Source organism: Bacillus sp. FSL K6-4563, assembly GCF_038630405.1.
In the GTDB taxonomy this organism is placed as follows: Bacteria; Bacillota; Bacilli; order Bacillales; family Bacillaceae; genus Bacillus; species Bacillus pumilus.
The window spans coordinates 827,424-845,319 of the sequence record NZ_CP152030.1 but is presented as its reverse complement, the minus strand read 5'-3'; the positions used below and the strand labels follow the sequence as shown (position 1 = coordinate 845,319).

16 protein-coding genes are annotated in these 17,896 nt (G+C 42.4%); 5 read left to right on the top strand and 11 right to left on the bottom strand.

What is annotated here, in order from left to right:
- Positions 1-6: 6 nt before the first annotated feature.
- Positions 7-384, bottom strand: a complete 378-nt coding sequence (locus MHH54_RS04000) for an OsmC family protein (protein WP_342500720.1) — start codon at positions 382-384, stop codon at positions 7-9.
- 75 nt (positions 385-459) lie between these two features.
- Here MHH54_RS04000 and MHH54_RS03995 point away from each other — a divergent pair, with 75 nt between their 5' ends.
- Together MHH54_RS03995 and MHH54_RS03990 are read left to right on the top strand one after the other, a co-directional pair.
- Entirely contained in the window at positions 460-1,623 is a 1,164-nt protein-coding gene (locus MHH54_RS03995; RefSeq protein ID WP_342500719.1) for an MFS transporter, read from the top strand.
- Positions 1,624-1,639: 16 nt separating this feature from the next.
- Entirely contained in the window at positions 1,640-2,140 is a 501-nt protein-coding gene (locus MHH54_RS03990) for a GNAT family N-acetyltransferase (protein WP_106066738.1), read from the top strand.
- Positions 2,141-2,354: 214 nt separating this feature from the next.
- Here MHH54_RS03990 and MHH54_RS03985 read toward each other — a convergent pair whose 3' ends face one another.
- The 3 genes from MHH54_RS03985 to MHH54_RS03975 are packed head-to-tail and all read right to left on the bottom strand — an operon-like array spanning position 2,355 to position 4,015.
- Complete coding sequence (locus tag MHH54_RS03985; protein WP_044139737.1) at positions 2,355-3,173, bottom strand: YhjD/YihY/BrkB family envelope integrity protein; 819 nt, start codon at positions 3,171-3,173, stop codon at positions 2,355-2,357.
- 18 nt (positions 3,174-3,191) lie between these two features.
- Positions 3,192-3,524, bottom strand: a complete 333-nt coding sequence (locus MHH54_RS03980) for a YtxH domain-containing protein (RefSeq protein ID WP_342500718.1) — start codon at positions 3,522-3,524, stop codon at positions 3,192-3,194.
- A 20-nt stretch (positions 3,525-3,544) separates the two neighbouring features.
- The gene (locus tag MHH54_RS03975; RefSeq protein WP_050944791.1) at positions 3,545-4,015 is read right to left on the bottom strand and encodes a low molecular weight protein-tyrosine-phosphatase; all 471 of its coding nucleotides are present in this window, start codon (positions 4,013-4,015) and stop codon (positions 3,545-3,547) included.
- A gap of 173 nt (positions 4,016-4,188) precedes the next feature.
- On the opposite strand from MHH54_RS03975, the gene MHH54_RS03970 reads away from it, so the two are divergent.
- Both MHH54_RS03970 and MHH54_RS03965 read left to right on the top strand, forming a co-directional pair.
- Entirely contained in the window at positions 4,189-5,544 is a 1,356-nt protein-coding gene (locus tag MHH54_RS03970; RefSeq protein ID WP_106030312.1) for a sodium:alanine symporter family protein, read from the top strand.
- A gap of 77 nt (positions 5,545-5,621) precedes the next feature.
- Positions 5,622-5,837, top strand: coding sequence for a DUF1128 domain-containing protein (locus MHH54_RS03965; protein ID WP_003214000.1), 216 nt, complete (start codon positions 5,622-5,624; stop codon positions 5,835-5,837).
- Positions 5,838-5,949: 112 nt separating this feature from the next.
- Here the strand turns inward: MHH54_RS03965 and MHH54_RS03960 are convergent, their stop codons facing one another.
- Positions 5,950-6,468 carry a type 1 glutamine amidotransferase domain-containing protein gene (locus MHH54_RS03960; RefSeq protein ID WP_050944793.1) on the bottom strand — a complete coding sequence of 173 codons (519 nt, stop codon included), beginning with the start codon at positions 6,466-6,468 and terminating at the stop codon, positions 5,950-5,952.
- 254 nt (positions 6,469-6,722) lie between these two features.
- Here MHH54_RS03960 and MHH54_RS03955 point away from each other — a divergent pair, with 254 nt between their 5' ends.
- Positions 6,723-11,012, top strand: a complete 4,290-nt coding sequence (locus MHH54_RS03955; protein WP_342500717.1) for a multifunctional 2',3'-cyclic-nucleotide 2'-phosphodiesterase/3'-nucleotidase/5'-nucleotidase — start codon at positions 6,723-6,725, stop codon at positions 11,010-11,012.
- A gap of 49 nt (positions 11,013-11,061) precedes the next feature.
- Here the strand turns inward: MHH54_RS03955 and MHH54_RS03950 are convergent, their stop codons facing one another.
- The 6 genes from MHH54_RS03950 to MHH54_RS03925 form a co-directional block, all read right to left on the bottom strand.
- A complete protein-coding gene (locus tag MHH54_RS03950) occupies positions 11,062-11,496 on the bottom strand; it encodes a terpene synthase (protein WP_106030310.1) in 435 nt (144 codons plus the stop codon).
- 65 nt (positions 11,497-11,561) lie between these two features.
- Complete coding sequence (treR, locus tag MHH54_RS03945; protein WP_044139741.1) at positions 11,562-12,290, bottom strand: trehalose operon repressor; 729 nt, start codon at positions 12,288-12,290, stop codon at positions 11,562-11,564.
- A gap of 19 nt (positions 12,291-12,309) precedes the next feature.
- Positions 12,310-14,010, bottom strand: a complete 1,701-nt coding sequence (gene treC / locus MHH54_RS03940) for an alpha,alpha-phosphotrehalase (RefSeq protein WP_342500716.1) — start codon at positions 14,008-14,010, stop codon at positions 12,310-12,312.
- Positions 14,011-14,025: 15 nt separating this feature from the next.
- A complete protein-coding gene (gene treP, locus MHH54_RS03935; RefSeq protein ID WP_342500715.1) occupies positions 14,026-15,462 on the bottom strand; it encodes a PTS system trehalose-specific EIIBC component in 1,437 nt (478 codons plus the stop codon).
- 164 nt (positions 15,463-15,626) lie between these two features.
- Positions 15,627-16,013 (bottom strand): DUF1992 domain-containing protein, encoded by a 387-nt coding sequence (locus tag MHH54_RS03930; protein WP_106030308.1) that lies wholly within the window; start codon positions 16,011-16,013, stop codon positions 15,627-15,629.
- 131 nt (positions 16,014-16,144) lie between these two features.
- Complete coding sequence (locus MHH54_RS03925; RefSeq protein ID WP_113386837.1) at positions 16,145-17,869, bottom strand: methyl-accepting chemotaxis protein; 1,725 nt, start codon at positions 17,867-17,869, stop codon at positions 16,145-16,147.
- Positions 17,870-17,896 lie beyond the last annotated feature (27 nt).

Genomic DNA, 17,896 nt, shown 5'->3' with positions numbered 1-17,896 from the left:
ATACATTTAGATTCTGTCATGTGAAAAAGTGATTTCAATACTTCCTTTCACGGACTGCACCATCGCGCAATGCTTCAATGCAAGTCTAATGACTTTCTCTAGTTGTTCATCAGATGTACGGACGCCTTCAAATAAAATATGTAAATGAATACGGGAGACTTTGTTTACAGCGCCTGCTCTTGTCGTTTCAGGTGTCAGCGTCAGCCCTTCATAAGATATTCGCTTTTTTCGGCATACATGAATGAGCATTTCTCCAAAACATCCAGCAATAGCTGATGTGAACAATTGAGATGGCCTGTATCCCGTTTCTTCATTTCCTGATATATGCAGTTGCCTTTCATCTATTTCAGTGATCCACCGATCCGTTTCGTATCTCAGTTTCATTCCTTTTCCACCTTTCTATTGAAACCCCTATGGTTCCATTGTACGATGAAAATATGAACTTGTAAGGAGCTTCTTATGTCGAGAATTCACTTTATGATTTTAATTTTACTTGTATCTGTATCTGGTTTTTCGCAGGGAGCGTTACTGCCTGTCATTTCGATTATTTTTGAACATGCCGGTACTTCTCCTACGTTAAACGGCCTGCATGCCACAGGCTTATATCTCGGCGTGCTGCTAGCATCTCCCTTCATGGAGGCGCCGCTTCGCCGGTTTGGGTTTAAGCCGTTAATTGTCATTGGAGGCGCCGCTGTCTTTTTAAGCTTGTTCAGCTTTGTGTTTTTTGAATCTTATGTTGTCTGGTTCTTCCTGCGGCTCATGATCGGAATTGGTGATCATATGCTGCATTTCTCTACACAGACGTGGGTGACCTATGCGTCGTCATCGAGAAATCGCGGGCGAAATATTTCATTGTATGGGTTATCCTTTGGACTTGGTTTTGCCGCTGGACCTTTTTTAACACCACTCATCGAAATCAACCCATCTTTACCTTTCATTGTTTCCGGTGCTGTTAGCTTATGTATTTGGCTGCTTGTTTTTGTTTTGAAAAATACATATCCAGATACGGGCGAAGTGCAGACGTCAGAGCAGACAAACAGTTTGAAGCGCTTTAAGAAAGCCTTTCAATTTGGCTGGGTCGCCTTTATGATGCCGTTTTGCTATGGCTTTTTAGAAACGACACTCAATAGCAACTTCCCTGTGTATGCACTTAGAAGCGGGGTGACCGTAGATGCAGTGGCGTTTATTTTACCTGCGTTTGCCATTGGAAGTATTGTCTTTCAGCTGCCTCTCGGTATGCTTAGCGACCGGTTTGGCAGGCGCCGCATCATTTTATATGTGACTCTCGTTGGGTCTTTCTTTTTTCTACTAGCAGGGATTTTCATTCAATCGGTTTTGGCTGTTGCGATTTGTTTCTTTATTGTCGGAATGGCTGTAGGCTCTACCTTCTCACTTGGCATCAGTTATATGACAGACTTATTGCCAAAGCATCTGCTTCCTGCTGGAAATTTGATGTGCGGAATGGCATTTAGTGCGGGAAGTATTCTAGGGCCTGTTCTCGGTGGAATCTTTGTGCAAACGTTTGAAGGAATGAATTTACTTTACCTTGTCAGCATCGTGATATTGTTCGTATTTTTCTGCGTTCGATTTGGGCGAACGGCGGCAGTGGTGGAAAGTCATTAAAATGGAGGGTCGACCTTTGTTTTCATACGACGTCACAAATGAATTAACGTTGGCATCTCTACAATTAGATGATGCGGACACATTATTGGAGCTTATTCAAGAGAATCAGGCTCATTTAGGGGAATGGCTACCGTGGGTTCATCACTGCAAAAGCATAGAGGATGTCAAAACGTTTATTCAATCGACTCAAACCATCTACAATGAACAAAAAGGGTTGGAAGCTGGCATTAAGCTGAACGACCAATTGATCGGGGTGTTCCGCCTGACGTTTAATCAGAAAATAGGCAATATCGGTTATTGGATTCGTCAAGACGTGCAAGGTCGGGGCATTGTGACAACGATCGTGAAATATATGACAGAAACATTTTCTTCAAAAGTCGATGGATTTGAAATTTTTTGTCCCGTAGGTCATGTTCGAAGTGAACGTGTAGCAATGAATGCCGGATTCGAGCTAGATCCTCACTATGAGTCAAAGCCTGATGCCGCTTTTATCCTTAAACGATATATACGATTGTGAATGAAAAACTCCCCTGCACCCATGCAGAGGAGTATTTTTCATTTAGTGATATCCATTTTGCCCGTTCGCACTGCCGCTTGTTTTGTGCTTAGGCTGATGGCCTTTGTTTTGTTTCGTATTGCTTCCGCCTTTTTTCGATTGTTTGGACATATGTGGTTTCCCCCATCCATTCAGTTTGAACTTGATCGTTCTTCTTTAGGATGCCCGGATTTCTTTATAGTTTGCCTGGTACGATTTTACGCTTATGTAAAAGCGCATTGAGCTCGCCGCCAAGGATAATCATGATGCCGGTTAAATAAAACCAGATCATTAAAATAATGATTCCCCCAATGCTTCCGTACATCGCACTGTAGTTAGCAAACTCGCCTACGTAAAATGAAAATAGCATGCTGACCAAAATCCATCCAATCGATGCAAAAATGGCACCTGGCAGAACAAATTTTAATTTCAGCCTAATGTTTGGAGCAAAATAGTATAAGGATGTAAAAACAATCAATAAAATCAGCGGGCTAATGATCCATCTCATTGCAGTCCATACGGTGAGAAAGGCGTCTGACTGCCCAACTAATTTAGCGACAAATAAACCGAGTTCTTTGCCAAAGACAGGTAGCATCAGGGCAAAAATAATGGTCAAAACCATCGCGATCGTTAAAATGATCGATGTTAAACGTACGAGAATGAAGGAACGATTTTCCTCAACTTCGTAAGCATGGTTAAATGCTCTGACGACGGCATTAATGCCGTTAGATGCTGACCAAAGGGCGGCAATAATCCCGAACGATAATAACCCGCCATTACGATTATTCAGCGTCTGTTCGGCGATGGATTCAATCATCGAAAGCGCTCCTTCTGGCGCATAGCCAGAAATGACGCTTAGGACATCCTTTGACGTCAGCGGCAAATACCCAACGAGTGTCAGTACGAAGATGAGAAACGGAAATAATGAAAGCAAAAAGAAATAGGCAAGCTCAGCAGATTTTGCCGGTCCTTCATGCAGCAAAAAGCGTTCAATTAACGCTTTAATAAAACCCATACGCCTCATCTCCAATGATCAATCTGTCTGTTTCGATTGAAAGTGATCCTTTGTTTCTTCAATAATTTCTAATACCCTTGGGGTTGTTTCCTTTAACTGATTGACCTGTTCATTTAAAAATGACAAATCATCTGAGACTGTTCGCATCAGTTGCTTCGTTTCTTCCAGCTTTTCTTTCAAGCAAGCTGATATTCTGCCTGGCTCCTCACGGTACTCATCAAGCTTTTGCTGGCAGTCATTCCATTTTTCTTTGAGTGCAATTCTTGTTGGCCGATGAAATAAAGTCAGCAATGCGCCGCAAGCTGCACCTAAGAAAGCTCCTCGGAGCACGATTTGATTTTTTTCTTCCATCTCGTCTGATCTCCTTTCAGTTAAAGGTGGTTCTCTTTCTTTACATACGTCAAAAAACGGTCAATTCCTGTTTCAATTAATTCATGGACTTCCTCAAAGTTTCCAGTGTAATAAGGATCTGGCACATCATCTCGATCGTCGTCTTCTACAAAATCAAGAAGACGGCCAATAAAGTGATGTTTCCCATAGCCAGCTATACTGCGAAGTGCCCCTACATTTTCAGCATCCATCGCAATGATATAGTCATATGTTGTGATGTCCTCATCCATGATTTGTCTTGCGGACATTCCTTCATAGCTGATGCCTTTTTCATCAAGCAGCTTTCGCGTTCCTTCATGCGGAGGACTGCCTTGATGCCAGCCGCCAATACCTGCTGAATCAATCACAAAGTGCTCACTAAGCCCCTCATCTTCTACTTTTTTTCTAAATATGGCCTCTGCCATCGGTGACCTGCAAATATTGCCAAGACACACGAATAACACATGAATCATCCTTCATTCTCCTCCTATCTTTTCCCTAAGAGTTCTTTTCGAAAACCTTTTCTCTATCATATCAAGTCCTTTTTCTTTTGAAAACTTTGCAAGAAAAACTCTCATCGGCATTGACACATTATACAAAAAAAGGAGACACTTTAGGAGAATTTCACAAATAAAGGGGGATACATATGGGATGGGTTGAACAGATTGTCAGCAATATTAATGACGTATTATGGGGACCGCCGCTCTTGCTTTTGATCGTGGGAACAGGGATTTACCTGACCTTTCGAGTGCTTTTTATTCAGATTAGGCTACTTCCCTATTCACTCAAGCTTGCATTTTCAAAGCAAGACAAGACATCAGAAGGTGATATTTCTCACTTCCAAGCATTAATGACGGCTCTTGCTGCAACGGTTGGAACAGGAAATATTGTAGGGGTCGCCTCTGCTGTCATTGCCGGCGGACCAGGCGCCGTGTTTTGGATGTGGTTTGCTGCATTCTTTGGCATGGCGACAAAATATGCTGAAGCTGTTCTTGCCGTGAAATATCGTGTAAAAAATGAAAAAGGCGAAATGTCTGGCGGGCCGATGTATTATTTGGAGCATGGCTTGAAGCAAAAATGGCTTGGGGTGCTGTTTGCTATTTTTGGCGCCACGGCTGCCTTTGGAATTGGGAATCTCGTACAGTCAAATTCGATTTCTGGTGTCATGAATTCAACCTTTCAAGTCCCAACATGGGTCACAGGCATCATCATTACTATTTTTACTGCCCTTGTGATTTTAGGCGGAATTAAAAGCATTGGCCGGGTGACGTCTATTTTTGTACCAGTCATGGCATTATTCTACGTCATTTGCGGACTGATCATTCTTGTCATGAATGCCGACCTTGTCCCAGGCGCAGTCGGGCTCATTTTTTCAGACGCATTTACTGGTCAAGCGGTTGCAGGCGGTGCTATCGGTACGGTGATTCGCTGGGGTGTGGCGAGAGGGGTCTTTTCCAATGAAGCAGGTCTCGGGTCTGCTCCAATCGCTGCGGCCGCAGCAAAAACGGATATGCCCGCTCGTCAAGCGCTTGTGTCGATGACGCAAGTATTCATTGATACGATGATTGTTTGCTCCATCACAGGTATTACGATCGTCATGGCAGATATGTATGTCACAGAAAAAAGTGATGCACTCACCTCGTTATCCTTTGCTCATTTCCTCGGTCCAATCGGTTCAACCATTGTGGCCATCGGCTTACTTTTGTTCGCTTATTCCACCATTATTGGCTGGTCATATTATGGCGAAAAATGCTTTACTTATTTGGCGAAAGACTCTTATGTGATGTATTATCGTGTTGTGTTTGTCATCGCTGTCTTTTTCGGTGCCATCTTCAAGAATGATTTCGTCTGGGGTGTGGCAGATATGCTCAATGGGCTGATGGCCATTCCAAACTTAATCGGACTCATCGGTTTATCAGGGGTTGTCGTATTTGAATCCAAACGAATCATTGATAAGATGAAGCAGGAGAAAAAGGAGAAAAACATCTCTGTGTCATCTTAATAGCCCTTTTATTCTTTTGCATTTCTGTTAAAATAGATATATTATTCGACACATATGCAGGAAAGGACGTGCCGCCCTTGTCAGAGCAAAAAGCGGCTGAAGTCAATCAGCTGATTGAAGACATTTCGCAAAAGTTAAATATGCTGAACATTGGAGTCATCAAAGCAGAAGACTTCAGTCCAGACAAATACGAAGATATTGAATTTCTTCACCAAATGGTGATGAAAAAATCTTCATTCAGCCCAAGTGAAATGCAAGCCATCGCAAGCGAGCTAAAAAACTTAAGAAAATAATGGTGCAAAAGGAAACTGGTTTTATGGTCTACACGCAGTTTTCTTACATCATGCACACAAAAAGCCAGCACCCCGCAAGGTGCTGGCTTTTTTATCCTTTTACAACTGCGGTTTATTTCTCAAGCAGTTTTAATGATTCACGGTTAAAGGCTGGAATGTCATCAGGTGTACGGCTTGTCACAAGCTGATCCTGACAAACGACGACTTCTTCGTCTTTAAATTTAGCGCCTGCGTTTTCCATATCGACTTTGATGGATGTATACCCAGTCGCCCCTCTTCCTTCCAGCGTCTTCGCTGTAATGAGCAATTGCGGTCCGTGACAGATTGCAAATACTGGTTTTTTCTCATCCATAAATGCTTTAGTGAATTGGACGTAACGATCATCTGCACGCAGAATATCTGGTGAGAAACCGCCAGGAATGAGAAGTGCATCGAAGTCTTCAGGCTTCACGTTGTCAATAGACGCATCCACTCTCACTTCTGCCTCTCCTTGCTTCCCTTTCACTGTTTTTCCTTTTTCATTTTCAATGACTGTCAACTCATGACCTGCATCTTTAAAGGCTTTTGCAGGCTCGGTGAATTCAACATCCTCAAAGTAATCTGTTAATACAACTGCAATTTTCTTACCCATGTAGAAACCCTCCTGCTTGATTATCGTTTACACTACACACTATACCCGGGCATGTTGAAATCAAACATCCTATCCCTATCAGAAAACCCCTTATGATAAAAATAAGCATTTAGACTCATTCACATTACCTCAACAAGGTAATTCGTATGATTTATGTTATCTTTACAATAATCTGCAAAAAATAACTACAAAAGTTAACGAAACATTTCTACAATAGGTATTGTGGTCAAAAAAATTAGAAAGGCGGAGATCAGGTGAAGAAGCAAGCACATAGGTCTAAACGAAGGAAAAACCTGTCTATTCTGCTCACTTCCATTATGATGATTAGTCTCATTCTCCCAGCAGTACCTACTCATGCAGAAACAGAAAACGGCAAAGCCGTAAAGGTCAGCATCTTAGCCACAACCGATGTTCATGCGAACATGATGAATTATGATTATTACAGCGACAAAGAAACAAATGAATTTGGTTTGGCAAAAACAGCCGAGCTGATCGACAAGCACCGATCACAAAACCCGAATACACTCCTTGTGGATAACGGAGACTTGATTCAAGGAACCCCTCTTGGAGAATACGTTTACAAACATGAGAAAGACAGCATCATCAATCAAACAAAGGTTCACCCTATTATTCATACACTCAACAAGCTAAAATACGATGCAGGAACACTTGGCAATCATGAATTTAACTACGGATTATCCTTCCTTGACGGTACCATTGCGGGCGCCAACTTCCCGATTGTCAATGCGAACGTCAAAAAGCTAAATGGAGAACACCGTTTTACACCTTATGTGATCCAAGATAAAACCTTTAAAGATGCAAACGGAGCCTCACAAACTGTGAAAGTTGGTTACATAGGATTCGTTCCACCACAAATTATGACGTGGGATAAGAAGCATTTAGATGGACAAGTCCAAGTGCAGGACATCGTCGAATCTGCCAATGAAACCATTCCTGAAATGAAAGAGAAAGGGGCAGATGTCATTGTCGCTCTTGCTCATACCGGAATTGAAAAAACCGCTTCACCTAAAGGATCAGAAAATATGATCTTTGACCTTGCCACGAAAACAAAAGGCATCGATGCCATTGTATCAGGCCACCAGCATGGCACATTCCCAAGCGCTGAATATAACGGCGTCGACAAATTCAATGTCTCAAAAGGAACCATCAACGGCATCCCAGTCGTCATGTCAAAAAACTGGGGCAGCTACCTAGGGGTCATTGATTTAACACTAGAGCCTGATGGCAGCAACTGGAAGGTCACAGACGGAACAGGCAAGATCGAATCTGTTGCCGGAGTATCATCTCAAAACAGTACCGTAAAAGACGCCATTCAAACAACGCATCAAAACACACTTGATTACGTGAGAAAGCCTGTTGGCAAAACAGAAGCAGACATTAATAGCTTTTTCGCTCAAGTGATGGATGACCCTTCGATTCAAATTGTGACAGATGCCCAAAAATGGTATGCACAAGAAAAAATGAAGGACACATCGTATAAAAATTTACCGATTTTATCTGCAGGTGCTCCGTTTAAAGCCGGCGGCCGAAACGGTGTAAACTATTATACAAATATCGCAAAAGGAGATTTAGCGATTAAAAATATCGGCGATCTCTACCTTTACGATAACACTGTGCAGATTGTGAAGCTGAAAGGCAGTGAAGTGAAAGACTGGCTAGAAATGTCTGCTGGTCAGTTTAATCAGATCAAACCGAACGATGCAAAAGAACAGCCGATTTTAAACGAGGAATACCGCTCATATAACTTTGATGTAATTGATGGCGTGACATACCAAGTCGATGTGACGCAGCCTGCTAAATACAGCACAACAGGCACACTTCTCAACGCCAATGCCAACCGCATCAAAAACCTGTCTTACAACGGGAAAACCGTCTCTGATAATCAAGAATTTTTAGTCGTAACAAATAACTATCGTGCTTCTGGCGGCGGAGGCTTCCCTCATCTGACGCAAGATAAAGTGGTGCTTGCCTCAGCAGATGAGAACCGTCAAGTACTAATGGATTATATTATCGAACAAAAAACGATCAACCCAAGTGCAGATCAAAACTGGTCTATCGCACCGATCAAAGGCGCAACAGTCACTTTTGAATCTTCTCTTTTAGCCAAACCGTTTGCTAAAGAATCAAGCAGCGTAGACTTTATTCGTAACGCAAGCACAGATGGTCTTGGTGTGTATAAGCTAGCCTTTAAAGACGATGGCACAACAGAACCGCCTACATCAGACAACTGGAATTTAACAGTGATGCATACGAACGATACACACGCACACCTTGATGATGCGGCAAGACGCGCAACAAAGATCAAAGAAGTCCGTGCTGAAAGCAAGAACAATATTTTATTAGACGCTGGAGATGTCTTCTCTGGTGACCTGTACTTCACAAAGTGGCAAGGACTTGCCGATCTGAAATTGATGAATTTAATGAAATACGATGCCATGACGTTTGGTAATCATGAATTTGACAAAGGTCCTTCTGTACTCCGTCAATTCCTGACAGGTGATGCATCAGATGTCGATCCGAAAAACCGTCATCAATTTGAAAAGCCTCGATTCCCGGTCGTGTCATCCAACGTGGATGTCTCGAAGGAAAAACAATTGAGTGACTTAATGAAAAAACCAGCCTTATTTAAAGCTGGTGAGAAAAAAGAAGCCGGGATTTACCCTTACATCCTGCTCGATGTAAACGGTGAAAAGGTGGCCGTATTCGGTTTAACGACTGAAGACACAGCCATTACCTCCAGCAGCGGTCCTAACATTCAATTTAAAGATGCGTACAAGAAAGCAAAAGAAACAGTCAACACCATTCAAACAGAAGAAAAAATCAATAAAATCATAGCGTTAACACACATTGGCTACAACCGTGATCTTGAGCTCGCTCAAAAAGTCGATGGGATTGATTTAATCATTGGCGGTCACACGCACACACTTGTAGAAAAATTAAAGGTCATCAATAAAAAAGAACCTACGATTGTCGCTCAAGTGAAAGATTACGGACAATTTTTAGGAAAAGTAGACGTAGCCTTTGACAAAAAAGGTGTCATCCAGCCAAAAGAATCTTCTTTTGACCTGATTCCGATCGATGACTCTGTCAAAGAAGATGCAGAGGCAAAAGCGATCCTTGATGGATACAAAGCAGATATTCAAGATTTAAAAACAGAAAAAGTCGGACATACAGATGTTCTTTTAGATGGTCAACGTGAGCATGTCCGTGCGAAGGAAACGAATCTTGGGAACTTTATTGCTGACGGCATGCTGAAGAAAGCGCAAGAATCTGCTGGTGCTGATCTTGCCATCACAAACGGCGGCGGTATTCGAGGCAGCATTGAAAAAGGAGATATCACTTTAGGTGACATTTTAACGGTTCTGCCATTTGGAAACACACTATATGTCGCAGATCTAAAAGGCAGCCAAATTAAAAAAGCACTTGAACAGGGGCTGTCAGGCATTGAGGAAGGCGGAGGTGCATTCCCTCATGTAGCCGGCATTGAATATACGTTTACGCTCAGTAAACCAGCTGGAAGCAGACTGATTGATGTGAAACTGAAAGATCAAAAAGGTCAACTGACAGACATTGATGATGAGAAAACATACCGCGTAGCCACAAACGCATTTGTTGGCACAGGTGGCGACGGCTACAGCGTCTTTACAGAAGCCTCTCACGGCGAAGACTTAGGGTATGTCGACTATGAAATTTTCAAAGAGCAAATTGAAAAGGCAGACGGTCAAATTTCGCCTGTTATCGATCACAGGGTGAAAGAAGTGTTCCTTCCTCGTGCGAAAGGAAAAGGCGCTTATGACATTCAAGATGATAAGAAATTCCAAACGTATGTACAGCATACAAACAAAGCATTGCTCTATTTAGACAAAGCAAGCAAAGCGAAAAACGTTCAATTGTCTCTATCAAAAGCGCAAGTAGCCGAGCTGAAGAAAAGAGAGCAAGATCCAAACGTCACCATCTATCATGACAAAGTGGGACTCGCATTACCGCTCTCAAATTTATCCGAGACAAGCGCAGATATATGGATGACAAAGACAGATAAAGTGAAAAACGCATTAACGGATACGTATGATTTCCAAATCAAACAAGACAAGAAAAAGGTTTCGACCTTTAAAGACCCTGTCACACTATCCTTTACACTAGACGAGCCTCAAAAGGCGAAAAAACCTAGTGTATATTATGTGGATCGCAAGAAAAATCGTTACACCAAAACTAGTAATGGATCATTTGAAAACGGAGTCGTATCAGGTCAAACTGAGCACTTCAGCGAATACACGGTCCTTAACCAAAGCGGGGCAGCTGGAACAACGCCAGATCAAACTGGCGGAGACGGCGGAACAACAGCACCAGGCGGAGGCACGGGTACAGATCCAAACCAAGATGGAACAGGCCTTCCTGGCGGCACATTGCCGAATACAGCCACGATGATGTATACAGCTGTACTGATTGGCGTGCTCATGCTCGCTGCTGGCGGTATCCTATATTACTACCAGCGCAAGCGTACAAGAAAAAATGTATCATCCTAAAGGAAAAGGACAGAGCCTATGCTCTGTCCTCTTTTCTTGGAATAAGACATCAATCTTGAGATAAATAGATCCAATTGCGATCGTCGAATTCTTTTACATCATCTGACCCTATATGCCGAAGCATCCTATTAAAGAACATCATGTCATTTTCATCATCGACATCATATAAATCCTTTAAAACATAATCTCTCGTAATAAAATTCGTTAAGTTCGTATTATTTACTAAATCAGCAAAAAAACCTTTTACCATCGTTAAATCCTCTTCACTTAATTTTTCATCATTGATAATGGAAATATGAAAAACATTCAAAATCGCTTGTATATCTTCTTCATCCATATAACATAATGGCTCTAGCTTTCTGTCTTCTGCCGTAAACGGTTTTCGCGTATCTTCAATGATGACATAACATAAAATCTGATGATCTTTCATCACGCTGAATATTTCTAAGTCCCTTAATTTTAGTGGTCTATTTAATCTCATCATCTTTCCTCCTGAAAATGGTGATCTATTCGTCGTCTACTTCTCCCAAAACCTGAAAAGGACAGAGCCTATGCTCTGTCCACTTTTTCTCTTCTTGCAAAATCGACGAATCTGAAGCGGTCTAATCGGTGACGGCTTTCTGTGTATTGAAATAAACTTGTATCTTCTAAGAACACGTAATTCTTCACGACGACGACATGATCAAACCCGTTCAAATCAAGATACTTGGCGTCCTCTTCTGTACATGGCTCTACCACAAATTCCTTTTGGGCATAGCTGATTGATACACCGAGCTCTCCTTCAATATACTCGTAGATGGATCCTTCGCATATGTCCTTCGACAAGACCGACACATGCTTTTGCAAAAAGTAATCCTTGTCTAAAATCACTTCTTCTCCGCTAATATTACGAGATCGAATGACTTCCCAGACATCCTCCTGCCCATTAATTTTCAGCTGAGACTGAATATACTGATCCGGTTTGATTAAACCAAATTCGTGAACCGTCGTAACGGTCTTTCGGCCAAGCGTTTGGGAAAGTTCTTTAAAGCTGACAAGACCCGAGACTGGGAATTGCATTTTCTCTCGATTCAGCAAGACAGAGCCTTTGCCGCGGATTTTTTGGATATAGCCATTTTGCACAAGGATATTTAATGCCTTTCTTACCGTCTCACGGGATGTGTCATACATCAAGGACAGCTCATGCTCTGATGGCAGAATGCCTTTATCCTGCCATTCACCTTGTTCAATTCGTTTTGCGAGCTGATCATAAATCACTCGAAACTTATTCTCTTTCATTTTCCCTCCGCCCCATTTTCTAGCGTTTGGTTAAATGATAAACGATTGACTCGTATGGACGCAACGTAAATCCCTTCATATCTGCCGGTGCATCCTCATAATTGGATAACAACACTTGCCCCTCCATCTCATCTACAGCCTGCATAAGCTCATCAGGAAGCGTAAAGTCCGTCTCTCCTGCATAAAAGTGATTGATCACAAGAAGCTTCTCCTCACCGCTTTCTCTCACATAAGCAAAAATCTTTGGATCTTCTGCTAAGAGTAAAGTGAAGCTTCCATATGTGATCACATCAAGTTCTTTACGCAGCCTGCAAAGGGCTTGATAATGATAGAAAATAGACGATTGGTCCTTTAACGAAGTTTCGACCGAAATGTCGTTATTGGCTGGCTCAATCCAAGGTGTCCCTTTTGAGAAACCTGCATTCTTTTCTGAGGTCCACTGCATCGGTGTTCTCGCATTATCTCTTGACTTGACCTGTAAAATGGCGAGCGCTTCTTCCTTTGATTTCCCTTTTTCAAGCATTACTTCATACATATTGAGTGATTCGATATCGTGGTAAGACGAGATGTCCTCAAACTGAGGATTCTTCATGCCAATCTCTTCACCTTGATAAATATATGGAGTCCCTTGCATGAGATGAATAGTGGTCGCCAGCATCTTCGCTGATTGCTGATGGTACGTTTCATCATCACCGTATCTTGAGACGATACGCGGCTGATCATGATTGCACCAGAAGAGCGCATTCCAGCCGCCGCCCTCATGCATTTTCGTCTGCCACTCAGACAGAATCGACTTCAATTCCTGAAAATCAAATGGTGCGAGGGCCCATTTTTCTCCGTTTGGATAATCGACCTTTAAATGATGAAAATTAAACGTCATATCCAGCTCCTGCCGATCCGGTCTTGTATACCGAATGCAGTCTGCAATATTCGTTGAAGACATTTCTCCAACTGTCATGCTGTCATATTTCGAAAAAACCTCTTGGTTCATTTCGTGCAGAAACTCATGAATTCTTGGGCCATCCGTATAATACATCCGGCCGTCTCCTTGTACAGATTGTCCGGCGTCATCTAAGAAGCGTTGATCCTTTGAGATGTTGTTGATGACATCCAGCCTGAATCCATCAATTCCTTTTTCAAACCAAAAATGCATGATGTCATATACTTGCCTGCGCACCTCATCCTTTTCCCAATTGAGATCCGCTTGGGTGACATCATATAAATGAAGATAATATTCTCCCGTTTCTTCATCTAGCTCCCAGGCTGGACCGCCGAATTTTGACTGCCAATCATTCGGCGGTGATCCGTCCGCCTTGGGCTCCTTCCAAATATAATAATCTCGATAAGGATTATCCTTTGACTCGCGTGATGCTTGAAACCACTTATTGAAAATGGATGTATGATTGACGGCTAAATCCATGATGACTCGTATGCCTCGATCATGGGCTTCCTTCAGCATGTGTTCAAAATCTGCCATTGTGCCGTACATGTCATGGATTTTTGTATAATCACTAATATCATAGCCGTTGTCATGCTGCGGGGACTCATACATTGGCGTGAGCCAAATACAATCCGCCCCAAGCTCTTTGATATAATCGAGCTTTTTTGTCACACCATTGATATCGCCTGTACCTGAGCCCGTTGTATCTAAAAAGCTCTTCGGATAAATTTGATAGACCACCGCTCTTTTCCACCACGGTTCGTTCGTTTGTTGTTTCAATTTCATCCACCACCACTAGTTAAGTTCTTGTGAAACATCTTTCTTCTTTTTCAGCTTTGCATACAAAAGGGTTCCGATGAATGGGACGATGAGGACAATGACCATCCCTATCGCAAATGCGCCCCAATATTTCGGGATAATAGAGAAGATTCCCGGAATGCCCCCAACACCAACTGAGCTTGCCAGCACCCCTTGAGAGGCGATAAACATACCAGCTAAACCAGAGCTAATGAGTGCGAAAATAAATGGGAATCGGTAGCGCAAGTTGACGCCAAACATCGCTGGTTCGGTAATTCCTAAGTAAGCAGAAATACTTGATGTGAGCGAGAGACCCTTTTGCTTTTCATCTTTCAAAACAAACATCATCGCAAGTGCGGCTGATCCTTGTGCAATATTAGACAGTGCGAGCATCGGCCATAGAAACGTGCCGTGCAGTTTTGAATTAATCAATTGAATATCAACAGCGAGGAACGTATGATGCATTCCAGTAATGACTAACGCCGCATACAAACCGCCGTATAATAGACCGCCAAGTGCTGCGAACTGCTGGAATACAGCGACAAGTCCAGATGTTAACACGTTGCCGATTGCAAATGTAATAGGCCCAATGACGATAAAGGATAAAAAGCCAATAACTAATAACGTAATCGGTGCAACCACTAATAGCTGAATGCTTTCAGGTGTCCGTTTTGTGATAAACAATTCGAGCTTCGCTAGTAAATACGAGGCGACGAGTATCGGAAGAACCTGTCCTTGATACCCTACCTTTTGCACTTCAAGTCCAAACAAATTCCAGACTGGAATCTCACCGGACTTTTCAGCCGCTCCATAGCCCCACGCATTTAATAAGTCCGGGTGTACGAGCATGAGTCCAAGGACCATCCCTAAAAGCGGATTTCCCCCAAACCGCTTCACGGCTGACCAGCCGATTAATGCGGGCAGGAATGTGAAGGCAGTGCCTGCAATCAAGTTGATCATATTCGCTAAATCAGCCCATGCCGGATACACATCGACAATCGATTTTTGATCAAAGAAAATATCAGGAGCTGTTAAAATATTATTAATCCCCATTAATAAACCGGCTGTGACGATGGCAGGAAGAATCGGAATAAAGATATCCGCAAGCGTTTTCACAGCACGCTGCAATGGATTTAATTTTTGATCAGAGGCACGCTTCACGTCCTCTTTTGAGGCTTCGCCAATCCCCGTCTGTTTCACCATTTCGGCATATACCCGATTGACGATCCCTTGGCCGATCACCACTTGGTATTGACCGTTCGCTGAGAAAGATCCCTTCACTTCTTCTATTTTTTCAAGTGCTTTCTCATCAATCTTTCCTTCATCCTTCAGCACAAAGCGCAGCCTTGTCACACAATGTGTCGCTTGATCAATATTTTCTTTGCCGCCGATGGCTTTCACAATCTGATCTGCTGCTGCCTGATAATCAGCCATGCTATCCCCTCCGAGATCGTTTTTTATAAGAAAAAAGAACCAAAAAACTTGTATATACATGTTTGATTCTTATTTTATATTTGTATATACATGTAGTCAACAACAAAATGTAGCGCTTTCATAAAAAAAGCCCCCTCAATGTGCTCAGGAGAGGCTGCGTGTCATCATCTTTTTTTATGCTCCGTTAATTTTTCGTAGACCCTGTTTTTATAAAAGGAGGAGGCTGGACGAGCAAAAGTTTGGCGCTTAGATGTGAGTTCATCCAGTCGTTTTTGCTTTTCTTCACATATGAGAGAAAGCTTTTTTCTTTCCTCTCCGTCTATACTGGAGTGAAGTAGGTCTTTGACGGTCATGAGTTCTTTTTTCAGTGCTGTTTCTTCCCCAGCAAAGCCAGCATTTTTCATCATCCGGTAGCCCATTCTTAGTTCTTCAGGCACATGAGCAGCGTCATCTTTAGGTAGAGGTTTGCCAAAGCCAGATAATCCTTCAAAAGCCCCGTTATCCATCGCTTTTTTGATCCGTTCTTCTGATAATCTCTGCGCAAAATCCATGGCGTTCTCCTTTCGTCTGAAACGATTTGATTAAGCATAGCAAAAAAGCTGACTCTCTCACAAGAGTCAGCATCAGCTACGTTGAACATAAGACAAAGGGCTAAAATCAAGATCATTTTAGCCCTTTCTCGTTATTTATTGTCGATTTTGAAAGTAGAAACCATATGTGCTAAGTCCTCTGACATATCAGAGAGCTGTTCAATTGCACTTGAAATTTGCTGCATGCCAGCACTTTGCTGTTCTGTTGCTGCCGCTACTTCTTGAGAGCTGGCTGCATGTTCTTCCGATACAACAGAAATTTGCTCAATCGATGTAGAAATCGTTTGATATGCTCGTTCTACTTGCTTAATAGAAGCAAGCAAATTGTTCGTTCTTGTTGCAAATTGAGACACACCGTCGTAAATCAAAGCGAAATTTTGTGACGTGCCTTCCATTTGTACGCGTCCCTCTTCCACTGCTTTACTGCTTTCCTCTACGCTTTCAAGAACGCGCTGACTGTTTTCCTGTGTGCCGATGACGAGGTCTGAAACGGTTTTAGCCGCATCCGCTGATTGCTCAGCTAACTTGCGCACCTCATCTGCCACAACAGCAAAGCCTTTTCCTTCTTCTCCAACACGTGCCGCTTCAATTGAAGCATTCAGTGCAAGCAGATTCGTTTGGGCCGAAATGTCTGTAATAATTGAGATGACACTTTCAATCTCCGTTGAATGAGATTGTAATTCTTCTGCTGCATGCTTTGAGTTGGTCATCTTGTCATGAAGCATATTCAGATGATCAAGCACATGGTTCACTAATGTTTGACCAGATTCTGACTGCTCTTGTACGTCAGATGAAACAGATTTCATTTCATCGACTTCTTTTGTGACGCCTTCGATTTGAGTATCGATCTCTGCAACGGATGTCGTACAATCCGTAATATTTGCGACAGAATCATTGATTCCTTCACTCATATTCGTCATAGCTTCTGATACTTGCTGCGCACTTTGACTCGATTCGGTCGTCACTGTACGAAGCTGTGAAGACATTTTCGACACTTCACTAGATGAGTGTGAGATTTTCGAAATAAGCTCTTTGATCCGCCCCTGCATCTTTTGGAAGGATGCGGCAAGCTGGCCGATCTCGTCTTTACTTTCAACCTCTACCATACCAGTTAAATCACCGTCAGCAATTCGGTTTGCTGATTCCATCAAGGAACGTGCTGGTTTCGCAATTCTTCTTCCCATGAAGTATGAGAAGAGTAATCCACCGATGAGCACAATGGCAGATGCCACTGTGATATAGATCATCAGCTTCTGCGTTGTTTGAGGCACGACAGACGCATCTAAATCAATGCCTAAAATCCCTGTCAGCTCACCGCCTGAATCCTTGATTGGCAAAAAGACTGATTTATGTGTACCAAATGAATCTTTATAAATATCACTTTTGACCATTTTATCTTCAGAGAGCGCTTGTTTCATCTCATCTGAAAAAGCATAATCTTGATCAAAGTCATTTTCTTCACCGGTTAATATAATAATTCTTTCTTTGCCGCCTTTATTAGATAGCACGTATAAGTTCTCAAGCGTATGATCTTCTTGAAGCTCTGTGAATTTCTTTTTGACCTCCACATAAAGGGGGTCATCTTTCCCGCTAATACCAAGGACGTTCCCATCCAGATTATCGATCTCTTTCTTCGCTGTATCAACATCTGTTGTTAATCGATAATCAAATTGCTTTAATAACTGGGATGATAAATCCTGGCTGACTAGATAAAATGTTAGAACAAATAGTGCAACGGTTGCGAGTAATGTTACGACAACGACTGACATGATTTTAGAGGATATGGTGTATCCTCCAAATTTCCTTTGTTTCGCCATTTTTTCCTACATCTCCACTCTCAGATT

Coding starts and splice junctions, on each gene's coding strand:
- MHH54_RS04000 (WP_342500720.1), bottom strand. CDS start 384: ATGAAACTGAGATACGAAACGGATCGGTGGATCACTGAAATAGATGAA.
- MHH54_RS03995 (WP_342500719.1), top strand. CDS start 460: ATGTCGAGAATTCACTTTATGATTTTAATTTTACTTGTATCTGTATCT.
- MHH54_RS03985 (WP_044139737.1), bottom strand. CDS start 3,173: ATGGGTTTTATTAAAGCGTTAATTGAACGCTTTTTGCTGCATGAAGGA.
- MHH54_RS03980 (WP_342500718.1), bottom strand. CDS start 3,524: ATGGAAGAAAAAAATCAAATCGTGCTCCGAGGAGCTTTCTTAGGTGCA.
- MHH54_RS03975 (WP_050944791.1), bottom strand. CDS start 4,015: ATGATTCATGTGTTATTCGTGTGTCTTGGCAATATTTGCAGGTCACCG.
- MHH54_RS03970 (WP_106030312.1), top strand. CDS start 4,189: ATGGGATGGGTTGAACAGATTGTCAGCAATATTAATGACGTATTATGG.
- MHH54_RS03960 (WP_050944793.1), bottom strand. CDS start 6,468: ATGGGTAAGAAAATTGCAGTTGTATTAACAGATTACTTTGAGGATGTT.
- MHH54_RS03950 (WP_106030310.1), bottom strand. CDS start 11,496: ATGATGAGATTAAATAGACCACTAAAATTAAGGGACTTAGAAATATTC.
- treR (WP_044139741.1), bottom strand. CDS start 12,290: ATGAAAGAGAATAAGTTTCGAGTGATTTATGATCAGCTCGCAAAACGA.
- treP (WP_342500715.1), bottom strand. CDS start 15,462: ATGGCTGATTATCAGGCAGCAGCAGATCAGATTGTGAAAGCCATCGGC.
- MHH54_RS03930 (WP_106030308.1), bottom strand. CDS start 16,013: ATGGATTTTGCGCAGAGATTATCAGAAGAACGGATCAAAAAAGCGATG.
- MHH54_RS03925 (WP_113386837.1), bottom strand. CDS start 17,869: ATGGCGAAACAAAGGAAATTTGGAGGATACACCATATCCTCTAAAATC.